This window comes from Stenotrophomonas sp. PE591 (assembly GCF_018320795.1).
GTDB classification, from domain to species: Bacteria; Pseudomonadota; Gammaproteobacteria; order Xanthomonadales; family Xanthomonadaceae; genus Stenotrophomonas; species Stenotrophomonas maltophilia.
Genome location: NZ_JAAOKO010000007.1, coordinates 121,237 through 144,111, shown reverse-complemented (window position 1 = coordinate 144,111; position 22,875 = coordinate 121,237). Strand labels below are relative to the sequence as shown.

The 22,875-nt window shown below is 67.3% G+C and carries 20 protein-coding genes and 1 tRNA gene; 14 read left to right on the top strand and 7 right to left on the bottom strand.

All coding sequences use genetic code 11. The features are described 5' to 3' along the window. Positions 1-130: 130 nt before the first annotated feature. Both JLDANKMP_RS16555 and JLDANKMP_RS16550 read left to right on the top strand, forming a co-directional pair. Positions 131-1,303, top strand: coding sequence for a lytic polysaccharide monooxygenase (locus JLDANKMP_RS16555; protein ID WP_212561662.1), 1,173 nt, complete (start codon positions 131-133; stop codon positions 1,301-1,303). 178 nt (positions 1,304-1,481) lie between these two features. Beyond that, positions 1,482-2,651 carry a lytic polysaccharide monooxygenase gene (locus JLDANKMP_RS16550; RefSeq protein WP_005411565.1) on the top strand — a complete coding sequence of 390 codons (1,170 nt, stop codon included), beginning with the start codon at positions 1,482-1,484 and terminating at the stop codon, positions 2,649-2,651. 75 nt (positions 2,652-2,726) lie between these two features. On the opposite strand, the gene JLDANKMP_RS16545 is transcribed toward JLDANKMP_RS16550, so the two are convergent. Continuing rightward, positions 2,727-3,476 carry a ferredoxin--NADP reductase gene (locus JLDANKMP_RS16545; protein ID WP_024958208.1) on the bottom strand — a complete coding sequence of 250 codons (750 nt, stop codon included), beginning with the start codon at positions 3,474-3,476 and terminating at the stop codon, positions 2,727-2,729. Positions 3,477-3,560: 84 nt separating this feature from the next. On the opposite strand from JLDANKMP_RS16545, the gene JLDANKMP_RS16540 reads away from it, so the two are divergent. From JLDANKMP_RS16540 to JLDANKMP_RS16520, 5 genes are all read left to right on the top strand, one after another. After that, on the top strand, positions 3,561-4,529 hold the full coding sequence (locus JLDANKMP_RS16540) for an ABC transporter ATP-binding protein (RefSeq protein WP_005411567.1): 969 nt from the start codon (positions 3,561-3,563) through the stop codon (positions 4,527-4,529). Next, entirely contained in the window at positions 4,526-5,317 is a 792-nt protein-coding gene (locus JLDANKMP_RS16535) for an ABC transporter permease (protein WP_005411568.1), read from the top strand. The genes JLDANKMP_RS16540 and JLDANKMP_RS16535 overlap by 4 nt, the downstream gene beginning before the upstream one ends. Positions 5,318-5,640: 323 nt before the next feature. Then, positions 5,641-6,408, top strand: coding sequence for a hypothetical protein (locus JLDANKMP_RS16530; RefSeq protein ID WP_212561661.1), 768 nt, complete (start codon positions 5,641-5,643; stop codon positions 6,406-6,408). Positions 6,409-6,702: 294 nt separating this feature from the next. Next, the gene (gene panE, locus JLDANKMP_RS16525) at positions 6,703-7,641 is read left to right on the top strand and encodes a 2-dehydropantoate 2-reductase (protein ID WP_212561660.1); all 939 of its coding nucleotides are present in this window, start codon (positions 6,703-6,705) and stop codon (positions 7,639-7,641) included. 29 nt (positions 7,642-7,670) lie between these two features. Continuing rightward, a complete protein-coding gene (locus tag JLDANKMP_RS16520) occupies positions 7,671-8,522 on the top strand; it encodes an epimerase (RefSeq protein WP_212561691.1) in 852 nt (283 codons plus the stop codon). A 55-nt stretch (positions 8,523-8,577) separates the two neighbouring features. On the opposite strand, the gene JLDANKMP_RS16515 is transcribed toward JLDANKMP_RS16520, so the two are convergent. Then, positions 8,578-9,375 (bottom strand): TatD family hydrolase, encoded by a 798-nt coding sequence (locus JLDANKMP_RS16515; RefSeq protein ID WP_212561690.1) that lies wholly within the window; start codon positions 9,373-9,375, stop codon positions 8,578-8,580. A 67-nt stretch (positions 9,376-9,442) separates the two neighbouring features. On the opposite strand from JLDANKMP_RS16515, the gene hrpB reads away from it, so the two are divergent. Together hrpB and JLDANKMP_RS16505 are read left to right on the top strand one after the other, a co-directional pair. After that, on the top strand, positions 9,443-11,947 hold the full coding sequence (gene hrpB, locus JLDANKMP_RS16510) for an ATP-dependent helicase HrpB (RefSeq protein WP_212561659.1): 2,505 nt from the start codon (positions 9,443-9,445) through the stop codon (positions 11,945-11,947). A gap of 211 nt (positions 11,948-12,158) precedes the next feature. Continuing rightward, complete coding sequence (locus tag JLDANKMP_RS16505; RefSeq protein WP_005411574.1) at positions 12,159-12,533, top strand: hypothetical protein; 375 nt, start codon at positions 12,159-12,161, stop codon at positions 12,531-12,533. Between the two features lie 89 nt (positions 12,534-12,622). On the opposite strand, the gene JLDANKMP_RS16500 is transcribed toward JLDANKMP_RS16505, so the two are convergent. The 3 genes from JLDANKMP_RS16500 to JLDANKMP_RS16490 form a co-directional block, all read right to left on the bottom strand. Next, positions 12,623-13,162 carry a pseudouridine synthase gene (locus JLDANKMP_RS16500; protein ID WP_212561689.1) on the bottom strand — a complete coding sequence of 180 codons (540 nt, stop codon included), beginning with the start codon at positions 13,160-13,162 and terminating at the stop codon, positions 12,623-12,625. A gap of 64 nt (positions 13,163-13,226) precedes the next feature. Continuing rightward, positions 13,227-13,493, bottom strand: a complete 267-nt coding sequence (locus JLDANKMP_RS16495; protein ID WP_012481577.1) for a hypothetical protein — start codon at positions 13,491-13,493, stop codon at positions 13,227-13,229. A gap of 94 nt (positions 13,494-13,587) precedes the next feature. After that, positions 13,588-14,445, bottom strand: coding sequence for a class I SAM-dependent methyltransferase (locus JLDANKMP_RS16490; RefSeq protein ID WP_012481578.1), 858 nt, complete (start codon positions 14,443-14,445; stop codon positions 13,588-13,590). Positions 14,446-14,614: 169 nt separating this feature from the next. On the opposite strand from JLDANKMP_RS16490, the gene JLDANKMP_RS16485 reads away from it, so the two are divergent. The 4 genes from JLDANKMP_RS16485 to JLDANKMP_RS16465 all read left to right on the top strand — a co-directional run bounded on the left by JLDANKMP_RS16485 (position 14,615) and on the right by JLDANKMP_RS16465 (position 19,053). Beyond that, complete coding sequence (locus tag JLDANKMP_RS16485; protein ID WP_212561658.1) at positions 14,615-15,571, top strand: aldo/keto reductase; 957 nt, start codon at positions 14,615-14,617, stop codon at positions 15,569-15,571. A gap of 649 nt (positions 15,572-16,220) precedes the next feature. Continuing rightward, a tRNA-Thr gene (locus tag JLDANKMP_RS16475) sits at positions 16,221-16,294 on the top strand. Positions 16,295-16,651: 357 nt separating this feature from the next. Further along, entirely contained in the window at positions 16,652-17,776 is a 1,125-nt protein-coding gene (locus JLDANKMP_RS16470) for a slipin family protein (protein WP_149501394.1), read from the top strand. A gap of 56 nt (positions 17,777-17,832) precedes the next feature. Continuing rightward, on the top strand, positions 17,833-19,053 hold the full coding sequence (locus JLDANKMP_RS16465) for an RtcB family protein (RefSeq protein WP_062605382.1): 1,221 nt from the start codon (positions 17,833-17,835) through the stop codon (positions 19,051-19,053). A 94-nt stretch (positions 19,054-19,147) separates the two neighbouring features. Here the strand turns inward: JLDANKMP_RS16465 and JLDANKMP_RS16460 are convergent, their stop codons facing one another. Together JLDANKMP_RS16460 and JLDANKMP_RS16455 are read right to left on the bottom strand one after the other, a co-directional pair. Further along, positions 19,148-20,053 carry an NAD(P)/FAD-dependent oxidoreductase gene (locus JLDANKMP_RS16460; protein ID WP_088429918.1) on the bottom strand — a complete coding sequence of 302 codons (906 nt, stop codon included), beginning with the start codon at positions 20,051-20,053 and terminating at the stop codon, positions 19,148-19,150. Continuing rightward, positions 20,043-20,498 carry an Rrf2 family transcriptional regulator gene (locus JLDANKMP_RS16455; protein WP_024958520.1) on the bottom strand — a complete coding sequence of 152 codons (456 nt, stop codon included), beginning with the start codon at positions 20,496-20,498 and terminating at the stop codon, positions 20,043-20,045. Before JLDANKMP_RS16455 ends, JLDANKMP_RS16460 begins: the two co-directional genes overlap by 11 nt. 182 nt (positions 20,499-20,680) lie before the next feature. On the opposite strand from JLDANKMP_RS16455, the gene JLDANKMP_RS16450 reads away from it, so the two are divergent. Then, entirely contained in the window at positions 20,681-22,801 is a 2,121-nt protein-coding gene (locus JLDANKMP_RS16450; protein ID WP_043034463.1) for a methyl-accepting chemotaxis protein, read from the top strand. The last annotated feature ends 74 nt before the right edge of the window (positions 22,802-22,875 follow it).

Sequence of the window (22,875 nt, the reverse complement as noted above, 5' to 3'; positions counted from 1 at the left end):
CACGGATCAGCATTTCCATGGTTCCGCACCCGGCACCGCAACTCGATACTCGCCATGGTGCCGCCGAAAGTCCGCCGCGCAGCGCAACTCTGCGGTCACCGCTCTCTTTCGACGACCACAAGGAAGCGCCATGTCATTCCGATCCACACCGCTGCTGCTGGCCACCTCGTTCGCCGCTGCAGGCCTGTGCCTGGCCGGCAACGCGTTCGCCCACGGCACCATGACCACGCCGGTCAGCCGCGTCTATGCCTGTTTCCAAGGCAATCCGGAGAACCCGACCAACCCGGCCTGCGCCGCCGCGAAGGCGGTGGGCGGATCGCAGGCGTTCTACGACTGGAACGGCATCAACCAGGCCAACGCCAACGGCAACCATCAGGCGGTGGTGCCCGACGGCAAGCTGTGCAGCGGCAACAATGCCACCTTCCGCGGCCTGGACGTGAACCGCAGTGACTGGCAGACCACGCCGATCCACGCCGATGCCAATGGCAAGTTCACCTTCGTGTTCAAGGCAACCGCGCCGCACGCCACGCGCGACTGGCGCTTCTTCGTCACCCGCGACGGCTGGCAACCGGGCAGCCCGTTGCGTTGGGCCGACCTGCAGGAGTTCTGCACGCTGGGCAATACACCGCTCTCTGCCGATGGCACCTACAAGCTGCAGTGCACGCTGCCGCAGCGCACCGGCCAGCATGTGATCTACAACACCTGGCAGCGCTCGGATTCGACCGAAGCGTTCTACACCTGCATGGACGTACGCTTTGAAGGCGGCGGCGGTGGTACGACGCCGGCACCGCAATGGCAGGATGCCGGCCCGGTCACTGCCCGCGGTGAATTGCCGGTCGGTACGACGCTGGCACTGCGCGTGTTCAATGCCAGCGGCAACGATGTCGAACGTGTGGAAGCGACGCTGGCCAGCGGCCAGACCTCGGCCGCGCAATGGCCCTTGGCGCTGGCCCGCAAGGTCAATGCCAGTGCCCGGCATGCGCGCGTGGGCGTGCTTGCCAATGGCGTGATCACGCCGTCGGCGTCGGCCACCGACAATCGCGTGTACCTGAAGGACGGCAACCGCTTCCAGCTCGATACCCAGGTGCCGGACCCGGGTACGCCATCGCCGGGTGGTGATTTCGACCACGTGTACCCGGCGGGCATCGGCAGCTATGTGCCGGGCCAGACCGTGGTGAAGAGCAGCGACGGCAAGCTGTATGCCTGCCGCCCGTTCCCGGAGGGTGCATGGTGCAACGTCAATGCCGAGGCCTACCGGCCGGGCGTGGGCGCGGCCTGGCGCGATGCGTGGATCGCGTACTGACGCGGTGATGTGGGAGGCGGTGCACATCACACCGCCTCCTGGCTCCCCTGCCGCGCAGTGGGGCGCGCGTTGCAGAAACAAAGGAACGCAGCAGCCTTTCAAACTTGTCTGATGGGCATATGGTGGCTACATGGGAAGACTCCGCGAGGTTTCCAACACTTCGCAAAGGAGTTCCTGCATGCACCTGTCCCATCGGGCCGTCCTCGCACTGTCCGCCGTTGTCGGCCTGGCACTGTCCGGCAACGCCTTCGCCCACGGCACCCTGTCCAAGCCGCTCAGCCGCGTGAAGCAGTGCCACGAGGGCAATCCGGAGAATCCGACCAACCCGGCCTGCGCCGCCGCCAAAGCCATCGGCGGCGCCCAGCCGTTCTACGACTGGGCCGGCGTCAACCAGGCCAACGCCAACGGCAACCATCAAGCGGTGGTTCCAGATGGCGAGTTGTGCAGCGGCGGCAACAGCAAGTACCGCGGCCTCGATCTGAACCGCAGTGACTGGCCGACCTCGCCGATCCGCGCCGATTCGCGCGGGCGCTACACCTTCGAGTTCAAGGCACCGGCCCCGCATGCTACCCGCGAGTGGAAGTTCTACGTCACCCGCGACGGCTGGCAGCCGGGCAGCCCGCTGCGCTGGGCCGACCTGCAGGAATTCTGCACGCTGGGCAACGTGCCGGTCTCCGGCGACGTCTACAAGCTGGATTGCCCGCTGCCCAAGCGCAGCGGCCAGCACATCATCTACAACACCTGGCAACGCTCGGATTCCGGTGAAGCGTTCTATACCTGCGCGGACGTGCGCTTCGAAGGCGGTGGTGGCGTTGAACCGCCGCCGCAGTGGCAGGACGCCGGCCCGGTCACCGCCCGCGGTGCGTTGGAAGAAGGCACCACCCTGACGCTGCGCGTGTTCAACGCCCAGGGCAATGATCTGGAGCGTCCGGAGATCACCCTGGCCGCAGGCCAGACCGCTGCGAACCAGTGGCCGCTGGCGCTGGCCCGCAAGGTCAACGCCAGTGCACAGCAGGCGCGTGTGGGCGTGATGAGGAACGGCGTGATCACGCCGGTCGCCTCGGCCACCGAGAACCGCGTCTACCTGAAGCCGGGCAACCTGTTCCAGATCGATACCCGCCTGCCGGGCCCGGTGGATCCGGTCGATCCGCCGCCGGGTGACGACTACGACTTCGTGTATCCGGCCGGTATCGGCAGCTACACGCCGGGCGAAACCGTGGTCAAGGGCACCGACGGCAAGCTCTACGCCTGCCGGCCGTTCCCGGAGGGTGCGTGGTGCAACATCAACGCCGATGCCTATCGCCCGGGCACCGGTTTCGCCTGGCGCGATGCCTGGGTCGCGTACTGAGGCAGGCGACCGGGGGCGGCGTGGCGCCGCCTCCGGTTCGTGGGGCTGCCGGCCAGCGGCCGCCACTACCCTGACTTACTTGCTGCTGACGTACTTCTCGCGGCGGATCTGCGGGTTGCCCAGGCCGGCGGCCTTCAGCAGCTCGGCACAGGCATCGACCATGTCCGGGTTGCCGCACAGGTAAGCGATGTCGGTGGCCGGGTCCGGCGTGAAGCCGGCCAGCGCCTGCTGCACATAGCCGTGCTGTACGTCCGGGTGCGGATCAGCCGGGAGTTCACGCGACAGGCACGGAACATAACGGAAGTTCGGGTGTTTTTCGGCGAAGCTGTAAAAATCTTCGCTGTACAGCAGTTCGCCCGGGCTGCGCGCGCCCTGCAACAGCACGATCTGCACACCGCGTTCGGCCATGGCCTTTTCCAGCAGCGGCAGCATCGAGCGGTACGGGGTAACGCCGGTACCGGTGGCGATCAGCAGGTAACGGGCGTTGTGGTCACCGGGATTCAGGCAGAACCGGCCATAGGGGCCGGACGCACTGATCTGGCCGCCCTGCTCCAGTGCCTCGAACAGGGCCGTGGCGGCGCCACCGGGCACGAAACTGACGGCGATATCCACCGCCTCGCCTGGGCCCAGCGCGTGGTCGTGGATGGTCGCCAGCGAGTAGCTGCGCTTGGTTTCGGTGCCGTCGGCGTAGCTGAAATGGACCTGGATGAACTGGCCGGGCTGGAAATCCAGCGGCTGCCCATCGTCACGCACGAACTGGTAGTGGCCGACGGTCGGGGCCAGCATGCGGCAGCCGACCAGCTTGAGGGGGAATTGAACAGGCACGACTTTTCGGGACAGTGTGTAGCCGGGGCAAGCCCTCGGGGTCTTCTATAATAGCCCCTCCCCGCCCCTCTCCAGCGCCAGCCCATGGGCGCGAAGGCTTCGAGCTTGGCATCCCAGAACGATACGGCGCCCGCCCTGCGCGTGCGCGACCTGCGCAAGACCTACGACAACGGCACCCAGGCCCTGAAGGGGGTTTCCCTGGAAGTGGCCCCGGGCGACTTCTTCGCCCTGCTCGGCCCCAATGGCGCCGGCAAGTCGACCCTGATCGGTATCATCAGCTCCCTGGTCAACCTCAGCGAGGGCCAGGTGGAAGTGTTCGGCAGCGACCTGGTGCGCAACCGCAGCGCCACCATGCGCCTGATCGGGCTGGTGCCCCAGGAAATCAACTTCAACCTGTTCGAGAAGCCCTTCGACATCCTGGTGAACTACGCCGGCTTCTATGGCGTACCGCGCGAGGAAGCCGAGCAGCGCGCCGAAGAGGAACTGAAGCGCGCGCACCTGTGGGAAAAGGCACAGGTGATGAGCCGCACGCTGTCCGGCGGCATGAAGCGCCGGCTGATGATCGCCCGCGCGATGATGACCCGCCCGCGCCTGCTGATCCTGGACGAACCGACCGCCGGCGTGGACATCGAGATCCGCCGCGACATGTGGCGCGTGCTGAAGGAGATCAATGCCGCAGGCACCACGATCATCCTTACCACGCACTACCTGGAAGAAGCCGAGTACCTGTGCCGCCACCTGGCGATCATCAACCATGGCCAGATCGTCGAGCAGGGGCCGATGCGCACCCTGCTGGCCAAGCTGGACGTGGAGGGCTTCCTGCTGGACATCGACGGTGACCTGCCGGCACAGCTGCCGGTGATCGAAGGTGCGACGCTGACCGCGCCGGACCCGCACACGCTGGACATCGACATGCCGCGCGCAATGGACCTCAACCGCGTGTTCGCCACGCTCAACGAGGCCGGTATCCGCGTGCGTTCGATGCGTACCAAGAGCAACCGCCTGGAGGAGCTGTTCGTGCGCCTCACCGGCAACCTGGAGAAGCCTGCATGAGCACTACCGAGCTGACCGACGGCCAGCGCAACCGCATCGCGCTGATGACCATCGTGCGCCGCGAAGTCGCCCGCATCATGCGCATCTGGGGCCAGACCCTGGTGCCGCCGGCGATCACCATGACCCTGTACTTCCTGATCTTCGGCAACCTGATCGGGTCGCGCGTGGGTGACATGGGCGGCTACACCTACATGCAGTTCATCGTGCCGGGCCTGGTGATGATGAGCGTGATCCAGAACAGCTACGGCAACATCAGTTCCTCGTTCTTTGGCGCCAAGTTCGGCCGTCACGTGGAAGAACTGCTGGTCAGCCCGATGCCGAACTGGGTGATCCTGTGGGGCTACGTGGCCGGTGCGGTGCTGCGCGGCCTGATGGTGGGCGTGATCGTGCTGATCATCGCGATGTTCTTCACCCCTGTGCGCATCCCGCACCCGCTGGTGATGCTGACCACGGTGATCCTGGGCGCGACGATCTTCTCGCTGGCCGGCTTCATCAACGCGGTGTATGCGAAGAAGTTCGATGACGTGGCGATCGTGCCGACCTTCATCCTGACCCCGCTGACCTACCTGGGTGGCGTGTTCTATTCGGTGAAGCTGCTGCCGGGCTGGGCCGAAGCGGCCACGCACGCCAACCCGATCTTCTACATGGTCAACGCGTTCCGCTATGGCCTGCTGGGCAGCAGCGATGTACCGCTGCCGGTGGCCTACGGCCTGATGATCGGTTTCGTGGTGGTGCTGACGGCGTTGGCGCTGTGGCTGCTGCGTCGCGGCGTGGGCATGCGCAGCTGAGTTTTGCCTGCAGGGTCTGCGGCCCTGCACCCGCTGAATCAACGTCAACGTCAACTTCAACGGCAAAAGCTGACTAGCCGGGGGATGGCGGGGTGGGTCCGGTTGCGGGGGACGCCGTAAACCCATCCTGGGGGCTTGGCCGCGGCATCCATGCCGCGGACACCCCCGCAACCGGACCCACCCCGCCTTCGACAGATTGCCGCTGCTGTTGGTGGGTGTCGACCTTGGTCGACACGATGGATCCACGCCATGCGTGGATGGAGCGTTCACGGTAAGGCCGACGCCCGGATCTTTTCGTTCGGGATTGCGGCTAGGCTGTGGCGATGAAGATCACTTCCATTCCATTGGACAAGGCCGTGTCGGACGGCCCCATCGATGCCTTCAGCCATGCGTTGCTGGGCGATTCACCCTCGTTGGATGAGATGCTGGAATACCTGGCGTCACTACAAACGGCTGATCCCCGGTATCGCTACCTGTGCACGCTCGATGATGTCGGCCAATGCCGCTACACCAGCATGCATGCGTCCGACGACGCGCGCATCGCGCTGTACGAGGACGAAGATCCGGAAACCCCCGAAGATGCATTGGCGGCACGCGAGCGGTTGCTGGCGCATGTGGTCGCGCAGCTCGAGCATTCCTCTCATCGGCTGGAATGGAGCGCGCTGCCGGGCACGCTGATGTGCAGCGACGAGGACATCGAGGCGCTGGTCGCCGCCAATGCAACGCCGGACCTCATCGTCGACGAGGTGGTCTGCGTGCAACAGGTGCCGGTGGACCGCGATGACCTGCTGATCGCCGCCCTGCCCAACGGTTACTTCAGCGCGGACTGGGACATCTTCCAGAATCACGCCCTGATCCGGCACCTGCAGGAACACCATGACTACCGCTTGTTCGGGCTCGGCGCATCGTGGCTCGGCTTCCAGCGCGACAGCGCGCCGCCGCCTGCACAGGCAAATGCGTTGGTCGCGGACCTGCAGCGCGTCTACGCGGCCGGAACGCATGACATGTGGTCAAAACTGGCTGCAACCCTGGCCACCCGCACCACACTGCTGTTGGGCTACACCGAAGACTTCAGCGAACAACTGCCCTGAGCACCGCTCTACACGAGCGAGCGCAGCGAGCGACCCGCTTTCGCTCTTGATCTGCTTTCCGTGGTGGCCGCACCCGGAAACTGTCAGGGGTCGTGTGCGATGGGCTCGCGGGGGTATCCGCGCCATGGATGGCGCGGATACCCCCAAGGATGGGTTCACGGCGTCCCCCGCGAACCCATCGCACACGACCCAGCTCATGAAACCAACTGCGCGAACCACCACGAGGGGCTCCGCCGTTGGCCGCAATCTCCGGCACAATCGCAGATCTGATTCCCCAGAAAGCGGTGACGTGCAATGCGCATCCTGATCCTCGGCGCCGGCGGTACCGGCGGTTACTTCGGTGGTCGCCTGGCCCAGGCCGGCGTGGACGTGACCTTCCTCGTGCGCCCCGCGCGCGCCGCACAGCTGGACCGCGATGGCCTGGTCATCCGCAGCCCGCTCGGCGATGCCAGCTTCCCGGTGCAGCACGTCACCGCCGATGCGCTGCCCGCATTGGCCGCGCAGAAGCCGTTCGATCTGGTCATCCTCAGCTGCAAGGCCTACGACCTCGACAGCTCGATCGACGCCATTGCTCCAGCCGTGGGCGCGAACACCACCGTGCTGCCGATCCTCAACGGCCTGCACCACTACAACGCGCTGGACCTGCGCTTCGGCCGCGACGCCGTGCTCGGCGGCCTGTGCTTCATCAGCGCCACCAAGGCCCCCGACGGTGCGGTGCTGCACCTGGGCAAGCCGGCCAAGCTCACCTTCGGCGAACGCGATGGCGGCGCGGCGTCCGCACGCGTGCGTGCCTTCGCCGCTGTCTGCGCGCAGGCCCATCTTGATCACCTGGCGAGCGAACACATCGGCCAGGAACAGTGGATCAAGTACACCTTCCTGACCGCGCTGGCCGCTGCTACCTGCCTGCTTCGCGCGGATATCGGCACCATCGTCGCCACCGATGATGGCGAGGCGATCGTGCGCGGCCTGTACGACGAATGCCTGGCCGTGGCCGAAGCTGCCGGTGAGCCGATTCCCGATGCCGCGCAGGACACCGCACGCGGCACCCTCACCCAGGCGGGCTCGGCACTGAAGGCGTCGATGCTGCGGGATCTGGAAGCCGGCCAGCAGGTAGAGGCCGAACAGATCGTCGGCGACATGCTGGCGCGTGCACGCAAGGCCGACCAGGAAGCCCTGCTGCTGCAGGTCGCCTACAGCAGCCTGCAGGCCTACCAGGCACTGCGCGGCGCGTGAGCCTCCCGTTGCAGGCCGGCGCGCTGCCTATGCGGGTGCTGATCCTCGGTATGGGCTGGAGCGGATGCGCGCTGGCCCCGCATCTGCAGGCGCGGGGCGTGCACGTCGTCGGCACGGTGCGTAACCCCTCGTCGGCGCCGGACGATGGCCTGCTGCGGCATCAGCTGCACGCTGACTCCCCACCGTCGCCCGCCCTGCTCGATGAGGTCGCGCAGGCCGAGGCCGTGCTGTGCAGCGTGCCGCCAGATGCTGCGGGCGACCCGGCACTGCGCCTGCTGCTGCCGGCTCTGCGGGCCAGCCCGGCACTGCGCTGGGTGGGCTATCTGTCGTCCACGTCGGTGTATGCCGATCGGGCCGGCGGCTGGGTTGACGAGCACAGCGCAGCCGATGCCACCGAAGCAGCCGGCGTGCGGCGCCTGCGTGCCGAAGCGCAATGGCGTGCGCTTGCAGAGGAACGTGGCATCGCTTCAGCGGTGTTCCGCCTGCCCGGCCTGTACGGGCCGGGGCGCAATGCGTTGCTACAGCTGTCACAGGGCCGTGCCCGCCATGTGATTCGGCCGGGCCTGGCGTTCAACCGCCTGCACGTAGAGGATCTTGCGGCAGTGATCGTCGCGGCGATGCAGCGACCGGTTGCGCAGGGGATATACCTGCCCAGCGATGACGAGCCGGCACCACCGCAGGATGTGCTGGCCTTCGCCGCGAAGCTGGGCGGGTTTGCGATGCCACCTGCCGTGGCATGGGACGACCCTGCACTCAGCCCGACGCTACGCCGCTTCTACGAGAGCAACAAGCGCATCGACAGTCGTGGCACGCGTGAAGCGCTGGCGTGGCAGCCGCGCTTCCCCAGCTACCGTGAGGGCCTGCGCGACCTGCTCCGGTAGTGCCGGCCGCTGGCCGGCACCACGGTTGATTGCCGGCCAGCGACCGGCACTCCCATCAACCCGCGTCGGGCAGGCGGAAGAACGCACGCGTCGCCGCAGTCGCATTGGCCGCCGTCACTGCAACGTCCTCGCCACGGTCACGCGCCAGTTCTTCCACGATGTGCGAGAGGAACATCGGTTCGTTGCGGCGGTCCTTCGGCATCGGCTTCAGCGTGCGTGGCAACAGGTAGGGCGCATCGGTCTCGATCATCAGGCGGTTGGCCGGGATGTTCTTCACCAGTTCGCGCAGGTGCGCGCCACGGCGCTCGTCGCACAGCCAGCCGGTGATGCCGATGTACCAGTCCTGGTCCAGGTAGTCGAACAGCTCGTCGCGTTCGCCGGTGAAGCAATGCACCACCGCCGGGCCGATGCGACCTTCGAAGTTCTTCATCTGTGCCATGAAATCGGCATGCGCGTCGCGCTGGTGCAGGAACAGCGGCTTGCCATTGTCCGCGGCCAGCTGCAACTGGCGCTCGAAGGCACGGTGCTGGGCCGGGCGCGGCGAGAAGTCACGGAAGTAGTCCAGCCCGCACTCACCCACCGCCACCACTTCCGGGTGGTCATGCAGCACGCGCATCTCGGCATCACATTCCTCGGTGTACTCCACCGCATGATGCGGGTGCACGCCGGCGGTCGCATACAGGAAGCCCGGGTGCTGCTGCGCCAGCTGCACGGCCAGCGGCGAGTGCTCGCGGCTGGCACCGGTGATGACCATCTGCACCACGCCGGCCTGCCGTGCGCGGTCCAGCACGGCATCGCGGTCGCGGTCGAAGGAGTCGTGGGTCAGGTTGGCGCCGATATCGATCAGGTGCATGGTCATCGCGGGGGAAAAGTGCCCGCGCATTGTACCTGCGGCCGCCATGGCCCCTTATCCTTTGCCCATGAATGCCCCGCTCTTCCCGATTTCCCCGCTGCTGCCGCAGATCCAGCAGCACCTGGCCGTGCAGCCACGGCTGGTGCTGGAAGCCCCGCCCGGCGCCGGCAAGACCACCCAGGTACCACTGGCCCTGCTCGAAGCACCATGGCTGCAAGGCCGGAAAATCATCCTGCTGGAGCCGCGCCGGGTCGCCGCACGCAGCGCCGCGCTGTTCATGGCACGGCAGCTGGGCGAAGAGGTCGGCGGCACGGTCGGCTACCGCATCCGCTTCGAGAACAAGGTCTCGGCACGCACCCGCATTGAAGTCGTCACCGAAGGCATCCTGACCCGCATGCTGCAGGACGACCCGATGCTGGAAGAAGTCGGTGCGATCCTGTTCGACGAATTCCACGAGCGCCATCTCAGCGGTGACCTCGGCCTGGCGCTGGCGCTGGACGTGCAGGCGCAGCTGCGCGATGACCTGCGACTGGTAGTGATGTCGGCCACGCTGGATGGCGAGCGCCTGGCACGCTTCCTCGATGCGCCGCGGCTGAGCAGCGAGGGCCGCAGCTACCCGGTGACGGTCAGCCATTTCCCGGCGCGCCGCGATGAGACGCTGGAGCTGCAGGTGCGCCGCGCGGTGCAGCAGGCCCTGGCCGATCACCCCGGTGACCTGCTGGTGTTCCTGCCCGGCCAGCGCGAGATCGCGCGGGTGCAGGCTGGCCTGCAGGAATCGCTGGATGCCGGCGTCGAAGTACTGGCCCTGCATGGTGAGCTGCCGGTGGAACAGCAGGCGCGCGTGCTGCAGGCCGCCAGCGATGGCCGCCGCCGCGTGGTGCTGGCCACCAACGTGGCCGAGTCGTCGGTGACCCTGCCCGGCGTGCGCGTGGTGATCGACAGCGGCCAGGCACGCGAACCGCGCTACGACCCCAACAGCGGCTTCACCCGGCTGGACGTGGTGTCCATCGCCCAGGCGTCGGCCGACCAGCGCGCCGGTCGCGCCGGTCGCGTGGCCGAAGGCGTGGCCTGGCGGCTGTGGCCGCAGTCGCAGCGATTGGAGCCGCAGCGCCGTGCCGAGATCGACCAGGTGGAACTGGCCGGACTGGCACTGGAACTGGCCGCCTGGGGCAGCAGCGACCTGCGCTTCCTCGATCCGCCACCTGCCGGCCCGATGGGCGCCGCCCGCGAACTGCTGCAGCGGTTGGGCGCATTGTCCAGCAGTGGTGCGATCACCGCACTCGGCCGCCACGTACTGGCGCTGGGTACGCACCCACGGATGGCGGCGATGCTGCTGGCCGCGCCCGATGCACGTTCGCAGGCGCTGGCCGCCGATCTGGCCGCGCTGCTGGAAGCGCGCGATCCGCTGCGCCAGGGCGGTGACGCGCTGGCGAGCCGCTGGCGCGCACTGGCTGCGTTCCGCAATGGCCGCACACCGGGCGATGCCAACCGCAGCGGGCTGGCCGCCATCGATGCCGCCGCCAAGCAGTGGCGTCGCCGCCTGCGCTGCGAAGCCACGCCGCCGGCCAGCATCGAGGCCCATGAGCTGGGCGACCTGCTCGCGCACGCCTTCCCTGATCGGATCGGCTTCCAGCATCCCGGCGATCCACTGCGTTACCTGCTGGCCAATGGGCGCAGCGCGCGCCTGCACGAGCTGAGCGACCTGCGTGGCGAACCGTGGCTGGTGGCCAGCGAGCTTCGCTTCGAGGCACGCGATGCGCTGCTGCTGCGTGCCGCACCGGTGGACGAAGGCCAACTGCGCAGGGCGTGGCCGGAGCGCTTCGTCACTGAAGACGTGGTGCGCTGGGACAGCGAGCGCCGCGCCCTGGTGGCCCTGCGCGAGACCCGTTTCGACCGGATCGTGTTGGACAGCCGCTCGGCCGGCCGGGTCGATCCGCAGCACGCCGCGCAGGCGCTGACCGATGCGGTGGCCGAGCTCGGCCTGCAGGCGCTGCCGTGGACCGAAGGCCTGCGCCAGTGGCAGGCACGGGTGGAATCACTGCGCCGCTGGATGCCCGAGCTTGGCCTGCCCGACTGCAGCGACGACGCCCTGCTGGCCAACCGTGCGCAGTGGCTGCAGCCCGCGTTCGCCGGCAAGACGCGACTGGATGCGCTGGACGAATCCAGCTTTGGCGAAGCGCTGAAATCGCCACTGGAATGGTCACAACGGCAGCTGGTCGAGCGTCATGCGCCGACCCGCATCACCGTGCCGTCCGGACTGGAGCGGCCGATCACCTATGCGCTGGACAGCGAGAGCGGCGATCCGCTGCCGCCGGTGCTGGCGGTGAAGCTGCAGGAACTGTTCGGCCTGGCCGACACGCCGCGCATCGCCGATGGCCGCGTGCCGCTGACCCTGCACCTGCTCTCCCCCGGTGGCCGCCCGCTGCAGGTCACCCAAGACCTGCGCAACTTCTGGGAAAGCACCTACGCCGAAGTGAAAAAGGAGATGAAGGGCCGTTACCCGCGCCACCCATGGCCGGATGATCCGTGGACGGCGACGGCCACGCACCGGGCCAAGCCGCGCGGAACCTGAAGGGCGGGGTCGGATCCCATTGCATCGCGATAGGCTCTGACCCCAGGCGTGGCGCTGGGGTCAGAGCCGTTTCCCAACGGAAAGGGATCCGACCCACCCTGCCTGATCCTGAATGGCTACGCTAAAGTCACACCGCCTGCGTCCCCGACTGACATACCGTTTACGGGCAACACGCGACACTGGACTTCGACCCGAGGCAAAGGACCCCCGCATGAGCAAGCTGACCGTAATCACCGACCGCGCTCTGGAGCGCGCCCTGGAGCTGGCCCACACCGCCGGCGATGGCCTGAAGAGCGCCGGTGGCAGCCTGCGCAACGCGGACTGGATCAAGACCGGCGCCGCCCTCGGCGCAGTGAAGACCGGCGGCAAGGTCGCCACCAAGTTCGCCCGCCGCAACCCGGCCGTGACCATTGCCGCGGCTGCCGTCGGCGTCGGCCTGCTCGGCTATGCACTGTACCGCAAGCAGCAGAAGAAGAAGGCTGCCAATGGCCACGTGGTGAATGGGCAGGCGCAGCGCATCAACGCACGCGACCGCCGCAACGACACCGTGGTGGACGAGCACAGCGATATCGGCAGCGACGCCTGAGTGTGACCGACCGGGTCAGAGCCCTTCCTGCGGAAGGGATCTGACCCCGAGCCAGGGCCGGATGCCGCGAGGTATCCGGCCTTTCTGTTTCAACCGATCTGCCGCCACTGCCCCGGCTGCAGGTCGTCCAGCCGGTAGGGCCCCATCGCCACCCGCACCAGCCGCAGCGTCGGCAGGTTCACCGCGGCGGTCATCCGCCGCACCTGGCGGTTGCGCCCCTCGCGGATCGTGATCGCCAGCCAGCTGTCAGGAACGGTCTTGCGGAAGCGCACCGGCGGATCGCGTGTCCACAGCGACGGCGCCGGATCGAGGCGCTCGACCTTCGCCGGCAAGGTCGGCCCGTCATTCAGCTCCACCCCATCGCGCAGCCGTTGCAGCTGCTCATCGCTGGGCGTGCCTTCCACCTGCACCCAGTAGGTCTTGTCGGCCTTGTGCCTGGGGTCGGTCAGCTTGTGCGCCAGCGTACCGTTATCCGTCAGCAGCAGCAGGCCTTCGCTGTCATGGTCCAGGCGACCGGCGGCATACACGCGCGGCGGCAGGCCGAACCCGGCCAGCGTCGGCCGCGGCGGTACGCTGCGGTCGGTGAACTGGCAGAGCACGTTGAAGGGCTTGTTGAAGGCGATCAGCATTGCGGGCACGGCAGTCGGCGGGTGGGGCATTGTCCCATTCCCGCATCGCCGCCGCGATCACCACTCAGCCGAAGACCTTCCTTTCCATCAACAGCGCAACGAGCACCACCACGGCGCCGCACGTGGCGGCAGCGTTGGCGCGATACCGTAGCCGCGCTACCGGTGGGCAGGCCCTGCGCGCACGTTCGTCCCACAGGCAACCCACGAGCAGCACCGCAAAACCTGCCGCCGCCACGAGATCATGCACGTGACCCGCATGGAACACGAAGTCGTACAACCGCGGCAGCGCCATCAATGCGAAGGCGAAGTACAGCACTTTCTTCAACAGCACACTCCATTGGTGGCAGCGCCGGGCATTGCCCGGCCGCTACCCATTCCGCCCGACACCGCGCTGCGCGCTCACCAGGCACGGCCCGGCGCCCCCTTTACGGCTTGATGAAGCGCAGGGTCATGCGGTCGCTTTCGCCGATCGCCTGGTACTTCGCATCGTCGGCCTTGTCGTGCTGGTTGGTCGGCGGCAGCGTCCACACGCCGTTCGGGTGGTCCTTGGTGTCGCGCGGGTTGGCGTTGACCTCGCTGCGCGCGTCCAACCTGAAGCCGGCGGCCTCGGCCATCGCGATCACCTGCTGCTGGCCGACATAGCCGGTGTCATCGTCGTCGGCCACGTCGGCCTTGGCGCGGTGCTCGACCACGCCCAGCACGCCGCCCGGCTTGAGCACGTTGAAGAAGCCCTGGAACATGCCCTGCGCCTGGCCGGCCTTGCGCCAGTTGTGCACGTTGCGGAAGGTCAGCACCACATCGGCTGAACCGGCCGGGCCGAACACCGGCTTGGCCGGATCGTAGGCCACCACGGCAGTCTTGCCGAACTGTGCCGGTGCAGCGGCGTACTTCTTTTCCAGGCTGTCGCGGCTGCGCTGCTGGTAGTCGCGTCCACGGCCTTCGGGCACCGCCATCGGATCGACAACGGCGGCAACGTAGTGGCCCTTGTCGTGCAGCAGGGGCGCCAGGATCTCCGAGTACCAGCCGTTGCCGGGGGTGATCTCGATGACGGTCTTTTCCGGCGTCACCTTGAAGAACGACAGCGTCTGCGCCGGGTGGCGGAAGCCGTCGCGCTTGACGTTGTTGGCATCACGGGTGGGTGCCTTCACCGCCGCGTCGATGGCCGGCGACACCTGGATCTTCGCCGGCGCCACCGTGGCCGGTGCGGCGAACGCGGGAACAGCGGCAAACAGGGCCGAAGCAAGCAGCAGGCGGCAACCACGCAGGGACGAAGCAGGCATCATCGGAGCGACTCCAGCGGAAGATGCGGCGAGACTAGCAGCCGCGGCGTCCCAGGTGTTCACAAAACGTTAGCTGCGTGCCTATCGCGGAACACTGTTTTGTGGTCGCCGCCGCAGCACGGTCACACTACGCGTTTTATTCTGGAGCACTTCCCCCAAGGAGTCCGTGCCCATGACGGCAACCCGCGAACTGGGCCGTTCCGGCCTGCATGTACGTCCGCTCGCCTTCGGTGGCAATGTGTTCGGCTGGAGCGCCGATGAGAAGGCCAGCTTCGCCCTGCTCGATGCCTTCGTCGACGCCGGCTTCAACCTGGTCGACACCGCCGATGTGTATTCGGCCTGGGTGCCGGGCAATGCCGGCGGCGAATCGGAAACGCTGATCGGCAAGTGGTTTGCCCGCAGCGGCAAGCGCGACAAGGTGGTGCTGGCGACCAAGGTGGCCAAGTGGGCCGAACGCCCCGGCCTGACCCCGGGCAACATCAATGCGGCGGTCGAGGATTCGCTGCGCCGCCTGCAGACCGACGTGATCGATCTGTACCAGGCCCACGAGGATGACGAGTCGACGCCGCTGGAAGCGACCCTGGCTGCATTCGGCCGGTTGATCGAAGCTGGCAAGGTGCGTGCGATCGGTGCTTCCAACTACAGCGCCACGCGCCTGGCCAATGCGCTGAAGGTGTCCACCGACTACAAGCTGCCGCGTTACGAAACCCTGCAGCCGGAGTACAACCTGTATGACCGCGCCGGCTACGAAAAGGAACTGGAACCGCTGGTGCAGCGCGAACAGATCGGCGTGATCGGCTACTACGCGCTGGCCAGTGGCTTCCTCAGCGGCAAGTACCGCACGCCGACCGATGCGGCCAAGAGCCCGGCGCGTGGCGAGAACGTGGTGAAGCGCTATCTGAATCCGCGTGGCCTGCGCATCCTGCAGGCGCTGGATGACGTGGCCAGCAAGCACAGTGCCAGCGCCGCACAGATCGCACTGGCATGGCAGATCGCACGGCCGTCGATCACCGCGCCGATCGTCAGCGCCACCAGCGTCGAGCAGCTGCATGATCTGCTGGCGGCGGCCAATGTGTCGCTGAGCGTGCAGGATGTCGCGCAGCTGGATGCCGCCAGCGCGGAAGCGTGAGGGCCGGTAGTGCCGGCCGCTGGCCGGCTTTGCACACATACCGAAGAAAATAATTGAACAAAATGGTTGCGCACGACTAAATCGTGGTTTATCGTGCGCACCTCGTTTCAACAACCACTGGAAACTTCCCTTGAACGCGCATTCCGTCGCCATCGCCAAACTGCTGCCATGCCTGCGCATGGACGGGCCGGCGCGCGCGTTCGGCAAGGAAGACCAGCTGACAACGGCCTGATACCCGCCCTGCGGAGATCGGCCACCCCGATCTCCGAGGCCTGACGACGCCCTCGGAACGCAAGTCCCGGGGGCGTTTTCGTTTGCGTCGGCACAAGGACCCGCGATGCCAGAACTGCACCCCGCGCGGCGACCCGCCGCTCACTGACCCAGGCTTTTCCCGCCCCGCCGAAGGATTTACTTCGCGCGACTGGCAGCGCCTGGACATTATCTGCATCGCATCAGAACATTATCGCTCGCCGATAATGTCGGTGGCCTGCACCCTCGATTATCCAACGGTCCCGTTTCAACCACGGGCTGGTGCGCGCGGCGTTGCCGTGGCGTATGCCGGAGGTCGCGGACATGCCATCGCCTGGATCGCCTGCTGGAGGCAGGCGCCGGTTCGCCGGTACGCGGTTCGATTCCGCGCGGTCCCCAACTGGATAGCTCAGCTTGGTCAGAGCAACGGATCCGTAATCCGTCTGTCGTGGGTTCGATTCCCACTCCAAACCACATGACCTGTCACGTCATGACTTGAAGCAACACCCGGGGCGCAAGCCCCAGCGGCCATCGGCGCCATCCACGGACATCGCCTTCGGGCAGGAACGTGGAAGGCAACGGACCGCACGCCGGGCCCCGGCCCGCCGCCACTGCCAGCCACGTTCCGCACCGGTGCTGCCTGCCGGGAACGACGATGGCAGCACTGCCGGCGCACCGAAGGCTCCGCGCGCGGACCGTCCGCCGATGGCCGCCCTCTTCCGCTGCCTGCACGTGATGTGCAGGCAGCCTCGCCATGACCGGATCGACCCGGGTCATGGCGATTCATCCGCAACGGGTCGAACCACCAGAGCCATACAAGGAGAGACTCCCATGTTCTGGACCATCAAGGTCGTGATCGGCGACGGCGAGCGCGGCCTGGTGTATCGCAACCGTCGTTTCCAGCAGATCCTGCTGCCGGGCGTGCACCGCCTGTCGCCGTTCGGCGGCCAGCCGCACGTGGACATCCACACTGCATCGAAGGGCGCGGCCTACACTGGCAGCGACCAGGACAGCCTGATCGAAGCGCTGGGCGCACAGCTGGACACGCACTTCGTGCTGGCCAACGTCGGCGCCAGCGAGGTCGGCCTGTTGCTGCGCAACGGCCGCATCGATGAAGTGCTGCCACCGGGCAGCCGCCGTCTGTACTGGCGCGGTTCGGTCGATACCCAGGTGCAGGTAATGGCGTTGGGTGACGAGCCGCGCATTCCGGCCGACGTGCAGCAGCGGCTGGGCCAGCTGGGCGTGCTGCCGCGTGTGGCGGTGATCAGCACGGTGCCGAGCGAGTCGGTCGGCCTGCTGTTCATCGATGGCACGCTGCGGCAGACGCTGGACGCCGGCCTGCACGCGTTCTGGAACTTCAACGGCAACGTGTCGGTGGAGCGTGTGGAACTGCGTGCACGTTCACTGGACGTGTCCGGCCAGGAGCTGCTCAGCCGCGACAAGGTGACCCTGCGGGTGAACCTGGCCGCGACCGTGCAGGTGGTCGACCCGGTGCGTGCGCACCGCACGCTCAGCAATGCCGATGAGTTCGTCTACCGGCAGCTGCAGTTCGGCCTGCGCCAGGCAATTGCCGCGCGCAGTCTGGACGAGCTGCTGGGTGACAAGGCGGCACTGGACGGCGAGATCGCTGCGCATGTGCAGGCGGCGATCGAAGGCCACGGCGTGCGCTTGCTCGGCGTCGGCATCAAGGACGTGATCCTGCCGGGCGAGATGAAGGAGATCCTCAACGGCGTGGTGCTGGCCGAAAAGCAGGCCCAGGCCAGCGTGATCCGTCGCCGCGAGGAGGCCAACGCCACGCGTTCGCAGCTCAACACCGCAAAGCTGATCGAGGACAACCCGGTGCTGATGCGCTTGAAGGAGCTGGAGGCACTGGAGAAGGTCACCGAGAAGATCGACACGCTCACCGTTTTCGGCGGCCTGGATGGCGTGCTGAAGCAGCTGGTGACGATCAGGTAGGGGGTAGCGGTGGCGCAGGGACGCGCCGCCGGCCCATCAAGGACATTAAAGAAGACATGGACACTCAACAGAACTATCAATGGCTGCATGCCGAGGGCACCACGCCGATCAAGGGCTGGGTCAACGGAGTGCCGCTGGAAGCGCAGGCACATGAGCAGCTGCGCAACATCGCCGCGATCCCGTTCGTCGGGCCATGGGTGGCCGTGATGCCGGACGTGCACCTGGGCAAGGGCGCGACCGTCGGCTCGGTGATCCCGACCCGCGGGGCGATCATCCCGGCTGCAGTCGGCGTCGACATCGGCTGCGGCATGGCGGCGGTGCGTACCACGCTGCGCGCCAACGACCTGCCCGATGACCTGCGGCAGCTGCGCAACAGCATCGAGCGCAGCATCCCGGTCGGCAATGGGCGCGGCGGCGAACATCACCGCATGCCCGACAGCATCCACACCCGGCTGGTGCAGTCCGGGCTGGCCGCCGGCCTGGAGAAGATCAAGGACAAGCACCGCAGGATCCGCACCGACAAGCTCGACCGCCAGCTGGGTACGCTTGGCGGCGGCAATCACTTCATCGAACTGTGCCTGGACGAGACGGACACGGTGTGGGTGATGCTGCACAGCGGCTCACGCGGTACCGGCAACCTGATCGGCACCTACTTCATCGAGAAGGCGCGCGAGGAACTGGCCCGGCGCGTGCTGGGCTTCCACCTGCCGGACAAGGACCTGGCGTTCTTCATGGAAGGCGAGCCGCTGTTCGATGACTACGTCGAAGCGGTGTCGTGGGCGCAGGACTACGCCCGGCAGAACCGCGAGGCGATGATGTCGCGCGTGCTGGCCGAGATGCGCCACCGGCTGCCGAAGTTCCAGCTGGCGGCGATGGCGGTGAACTGCCACCACAACTACGTGCAGAAGGAGACGCACAACGGCCAGGAGTTGCTGGTAACACGCAAGGGCGCGGTCAGCGCGCGTGAGGGCGAGCTGGGCATCATTCCCGGCAGCATGGGCACGCGCAGCTATATCGTGCGCGGCAAGGGCAACGCGGACAGCTTCCACAGCTGCAGCCACGGCGCCGGCCGGGTGATGAGCCGTGGCACGGCGCGCCAGCAGATCACGCTGGCCCAGCACCGCGAGGCCACCGCGCACGTGGAATGCCGCAAGGACAGCGGCGTGCTGGACGAGTCACCGGCCGCGTACAAGTCGATCGACGATGTGATGGCCGCGCAGCTCGACCTGGTCGACGTGGTGCACACGCTGCGGCAGGTGCTGTGCGTGAAGGGGTAACGGAGCGGTGCCGGCCAAGGCCGGCCTCTACCAGAGCAGCACGTCGCGTCGGGGGTCAGATCCCTTCTGCGAAAGGGATCTGACCCCGGCACATTCAGCGCGGCACGCTGTCCTCGGCCACCAGCGCATGGTGCACGCCGATGCCCGCGCGCACGCCTTCGGCCATGGCCAGGGTGATGTTGCCCACCGTGGTCGCATCGCCTGCGGCATACACGTTCGGCACCGAGGTCTGCTTCATCGCATCGACCTCGATCAGCACGCCCAGCGGGCTCTCGACCAACGTGCAGCCCAGCTGCTGCACCAATGGCGTGGCCATCGCCTGGGTGGCCGGCACGAACAACGCACGCTGGGCGATTCGGCGGCCGTCGGCCAGCTCCACTTCCAGCCAGGTCGGCTGGTCGCCCTGCACGCCCAGCACGGGTGACGTCTCGATCTGCACGCCGCGCTGCTGCATGGCAGCGCGTTCCTCATCCGTGATGTCCAGTCCCATGCTGAAGAACGTGACATTGCCCCAGTCGGCGAACAGCGGCGCCTTGCTGGCGGACATCGGATGACCGCCAAGCAGGCCAATGGCACCACCACCCACTTCATAGCCATGACAGTAGGGGCAGTGCAGCACGGTGCTGCCCCAGCGCTCGGCGAGGCCCGGCAACGCCGGCAACTGGTCGGCGATGCCGCTGGCCAGCAGCAGCTTGCGCGCGGCCAGCACCTGGCCATCTGCGGTACGCACTTCCACGCCTTCGGCGCGGGCGGTGGCCTGCACGGCTTCGGCATGCACCCAACGCACCGTGGGGTAGTCCAGCAGCTGCTGGCGCGCGGTCTTCAGCAGCTCGGCGCCACTGATGCCATCCAGCCCGAGCACCCCGTGCGAATGACTGGCAAAACGGTTGCGCGGCGAACCGGCGTCGATGACGGTGACCGGGCGACGGGCACGGGCAAGGATCAGTCCGGCGGCAATGCCGGCATAGCTGCCGCCGACGATGAGCACATCAGGATTCATGGTGACCTTCCAGGGAACGGTGATGGGCAAGATGGCGGGCGAAGTCGGCGCCGAGCTGGTCCAGCGTGGTCGCCTGCAGCCGCGCTTCGAGCAGGCGCTGCGCTTCGCGCGCCCCTTCGAGCAGGGCGCTGTTGACCAGCCGCTGGATCGGGCAGCCACCGCCGGAGTCGCGTGCGCCGACCTGGACCAGCGGTGGTGCGCCCACCGCCAGGTAGATGTCATGCAGGGTGATCGCCGCGGCATCGCGTGCCAGCAGGCTGCCGCCGCCGTGGCCGCGGGTGCTGCGCACCAGACCGGCCTTGTGCAGCTGCGCCAGCAGGCGACGGATCACCACCGGATGCGTCGGCAGGCAGGACGCCAGCTGCTCGGACGTGCGCGGGGCGGCATGGCCGACCAGGTGCGCCATCACATGCAGGGCGTCGGACAGTGGATTCGCGGATTTCATGTAACAACGATAGTTACATTTAAATTCTCTGTCGAGGGTCTTCTTTCGTTCCATATGGACACATTTGTCCTATGAAACATCCCCTTCACATCACTAAACGAAACGGTAATGTGATGAGCGTCGCACTTCAGACGCGTGGGGACAGGTCGATACCGCATTGCCCCTTCCCGAGAGTCCCTTCCATGAAAGCGTCTGTCCGTGCTCCGCGCCTGCAGTCCAAGCTGCTCGGCGCGGTTTCCGTTGGTCTGGCCGTGGTCCTGCTGTGCGCATTGGCGGGCCTGGCCTCCGCCTGGTTGAAGCTGTCCACCGAGGTTCCACCCGAAGTCGCGCACAGCCGCGACGCCGAACGCCTGCAGCGCGAGTTCCGCGGCCAGGTGCAGGAATGGAAGAACGTGCTGCTGCGCGGCCACGACGACGCGCTGCGCCAGCGCCATCTGGACGCCTTCGACAGCGAGGGCCGCCTGGTCGAGCAGCTGGCCAGGGGCCTCGTAGCCAGCCCGGACATACGCACGCGCGAACTGGCACAGTCCTTCATCGGCCTGCACACGCAGCTGCAGAAGGACTACCACGCCGCCCTGCAGGCGTTTGCGGAAGCCGGCTACGATCCCGCCGCCGGCGACAACCTGGTGCGTGGCAAGGACCGCCCGGTGGCGACCGCACTGGATGCGCTGAGCACGCATGCCACGCAGGTGGCCGAAGCGACCGTAGCGGCGCGGTCGCAGCAGGCGCGGCAGACCCTGCTGCTGTGCGCGGCGCTGACCGTGCTGGCCGCCGTGTTGCTGCTGATGGGCCTGGCCTGGTGGCTGCGGCGCGCGGTGGTGCAGCCGGTGCTGGCGGTGGAAGCCGCTGCGCGTGCCGTGGCCGCCGGTGATCTGCAGCACGTGGTGCAGGTGCGCAGCCGCGACGAGATCGGTCGCCTCGCGCAGGCGATGCAGGCGGTGCAGTCCACGCTGCGCGGCGTACTGGACGCACAGGCGACGATGGCGCAGGCGCATGACGCCGGCACCATCAGCCATCGCATGGATGCCAGTGCATTCCCGGGCGCGTTCGGCACCATGGTGGCCGACTGCAACACGCTGGTTGACGCGCACATCCAGGTGAAGATGCGCGCGATCTCGATCATGGGCCGCTATGCCGTCGGTGACCTCAGCCAGGACATGGAACGCCTGCCCGGCGAAAAGGCCGTGATCACCAACGCGTTGGATACGGCCAAGGCCAATCTCGGCATGATCAACGGCGAGATCCGCCGCCTGGCCGAAGCCGCCGCCGCCGGTGACTTCGGCCAGCGCGGCGACAGCGCACGCTTCGAGCATGATTTCCGCGCAATGGTCGACGGCTTGAACCGATTGATGCAGACCACCGAACTGAACCTCGGCGAGGTCTCCAGCATGCTGCGCGCGATTGCCGATGGCCGCCTCGGCGCGCGCATGCACGGTGATTTCCAGGGCGTGTTCGCGCGTATCGCCGGCGACGCCAACACCACCGCTACGCAGCTGGCAACCATCGTCACCGACATCAAGCACGCCTCCGGCAACATCCACACGGCGGCGGCGGAGATCGCCGCCGGCAACAACGATCTGTCGCGCCGTACCGAACAGCAGGCCGCCAACCTGGAAGAGACGGCGGCATCGATGGAGGAACTGACCTCCACCGTGCGCCAGAACGCCGAGCATGCGCGCCAGGCCAACCAGCTGGCGATCGGCGCGCACACCGTTGCCTCTCACGGCGGCAGCGTGGTCGGCCAGGTGGTGACGACGATGGGCGCGATCGAAACCTCGTCGCGGCAGATCGCCGAGATCATCAGCGTGATCGACGGCATCGCGTTCCAGACCAACATCCTGGCGCTGAACGCCGCGGTGGAAGCGGCACGCGCCGGCGAGCAGGGCCGCGGCTTCGCGGTGGTTGCCAGCGAAGTGCGCACCCTGGCACAGCGTTCGGCGGCGGCCGCGAAGGAGATCAAGGCGTTGATCGAAGCGTCGGTGGAACAGGTCGGCCACGGTGCACGGCGCGTGCGCGAGGCCGGTGACACCATGGCCGAGATCGTGGCGTCGGTGCAGCGCGTCACCGACATCATGGCCGAGATCTCCGCCGCATCGCAGGAGCAGAGCGCGGGCATCGAACAGGTCAGCCAGACCGTGATCCAGATGGACGGCACCACCCAGCAGAATGCCGCGTTGGTGGAGGAAGCCAGCGCCGCCGCGCGCAGCCTGGAGCAGCAGGCGAACCGGTTGATCGACGCGGTGGATGTGTTCGATCTGTCGACCACCGCCGCAGCGAAGGACGCGCTGGCGCGCGCGGCCTGATTGATCCGGTTGCCGGCCAGCGGCCGGCAACCCCCGCCACCACATGGGTAGCGCCCGACCGTTGGTCGGGCGAT

Bases quoted from the DNA above. Each gene is read 5' to 3' on its own strand.
- JLDANKMP_RS16455 (WP_024958520.1), bottom strand. From the start codon at position 20,498: ATGAAATCCGCGAATCCACTGTCCGACGCCCTGCATGTGATGGCGCAC.
- JLDANKMP_RS16555 (WP_212561662.1), top strand. From the start codon at position 131: ATGTCATTCCGATCCACACCGCTGCTGCTGGCCACCTCGTTCGCCGCT.
- JLDANKMP_RS16470 (WP_149501394.1), top strand. From the start codon at position 16,652: ATGTTCTGGACCATCAAGGTCGTGATCGGCGACGGCGAGCGCGGCCTG.
- JLDANKMP_RS16485 (WP_212561658.1), top strand. From the start codon at position 14,615: ATGACGGCAACCCGCGAACTGGGCCGTTCCGGCCTGCATGTACGTCCG.
- JLDANKMP_RS16460 (WP_088429918.1), bottom strand. From the start codon at position 20,053: ATGAATCCTGATGTGCTCATCGTCGGCGGCAGCTATGCCGGCATTGCC.
- JLDANKMP_RS16450 (WP_043034463.1), top strand. From the start codon at position 20,681: ATGAAAGCGTCTGTCCGTGCTCCGCGCCTGCAGTCCAAGCTGCTCGGC.
- JLDANKMP_RS16540 (WP_005411567.1), top strand. From the start codon at position 3,561: ATGGGCGCGAAGGCTTCGAGCTTGGCATCCCAGAACGATACGGCGCCC.
- JLDANKMP_RS16505 (WP_005411574.1), top strand. From the start codon at position 12,159: ATGAGCAAGCTGACCGTAATCACCGACCGCGCTCTGGAGCGCGCCCTG.
- panE (WP_212561660.1), top strand. From the start codon at position 6,703: ATGCGCATCCTGATCCTCGGCGCCGGCGGTACCGGCGGTTACTTCGGT.
- JLDANKMP_RS16550 (WP_005411565.1), top strand. From the start codon at position 1,482: ATGCACCTGTCCCATCGGGCCGTCCTCGCACTGTCCGCCGTTGTCGGC.
- JLDANKMP_RS16465 (WP_062605382.1), top strand. From the start codon at position 17,833: ATGGACACTCAACAGAACTATCAATGGCTGCATGCCGAGGGCACCACG.
- hrpB (WP_212561659.1), top strand. From the start codon at position 9,443: ATGAATGCCCCGCTCTTCCCGATTTCCCCGCTGCTGCCGCAGATCCAG.
- JLDANKMP_RS16535 (WP_005411568.1), top strand. From the start codon at position 4,526: ATGAGCACTACCGAGCTGACCGACGGCCAGCGCAACCGCATCGCGCTG.
- JLDANKMP_RS16500 (WP_212561689.1), bottom strand. From the start codon at position 13,162: ATGCTGATCGCCTTCAACAAGCCCTTCAACGTGCTCTGCCAGTTCACC.
- JLDANKMP_RS16515 (WP_212561690.1), bottom strand. From the start codon at position 9,375: ATGCACCTGATCGATATCGGCGCCAACCTGACCCACGACTCCTTCGAC.
- JLDANKMP_RS16530 (WP_212561661.1), top strand. From the start codon at position 5,641: ATGAAGATCACTTCCATTCCATTGGACAAGGCCGTGTCGGACGGCCCC.
- JLDANKMP_RS16490 (WP_012481578.1), bottom strand. From the start codon at position 14,445: ATGATGCCTGCTTCGTCCCTGCGTGGTTGCCGCCTGCTGCTTGCTTCG.
- JLDANKMP_RS16520 (WP_212561691.1), top strand. From the start codon at position 7,671: ATGCGGGTGCTGATCCTCGGTATGGGCTGGAGCGGATGCGCGCTGGCC.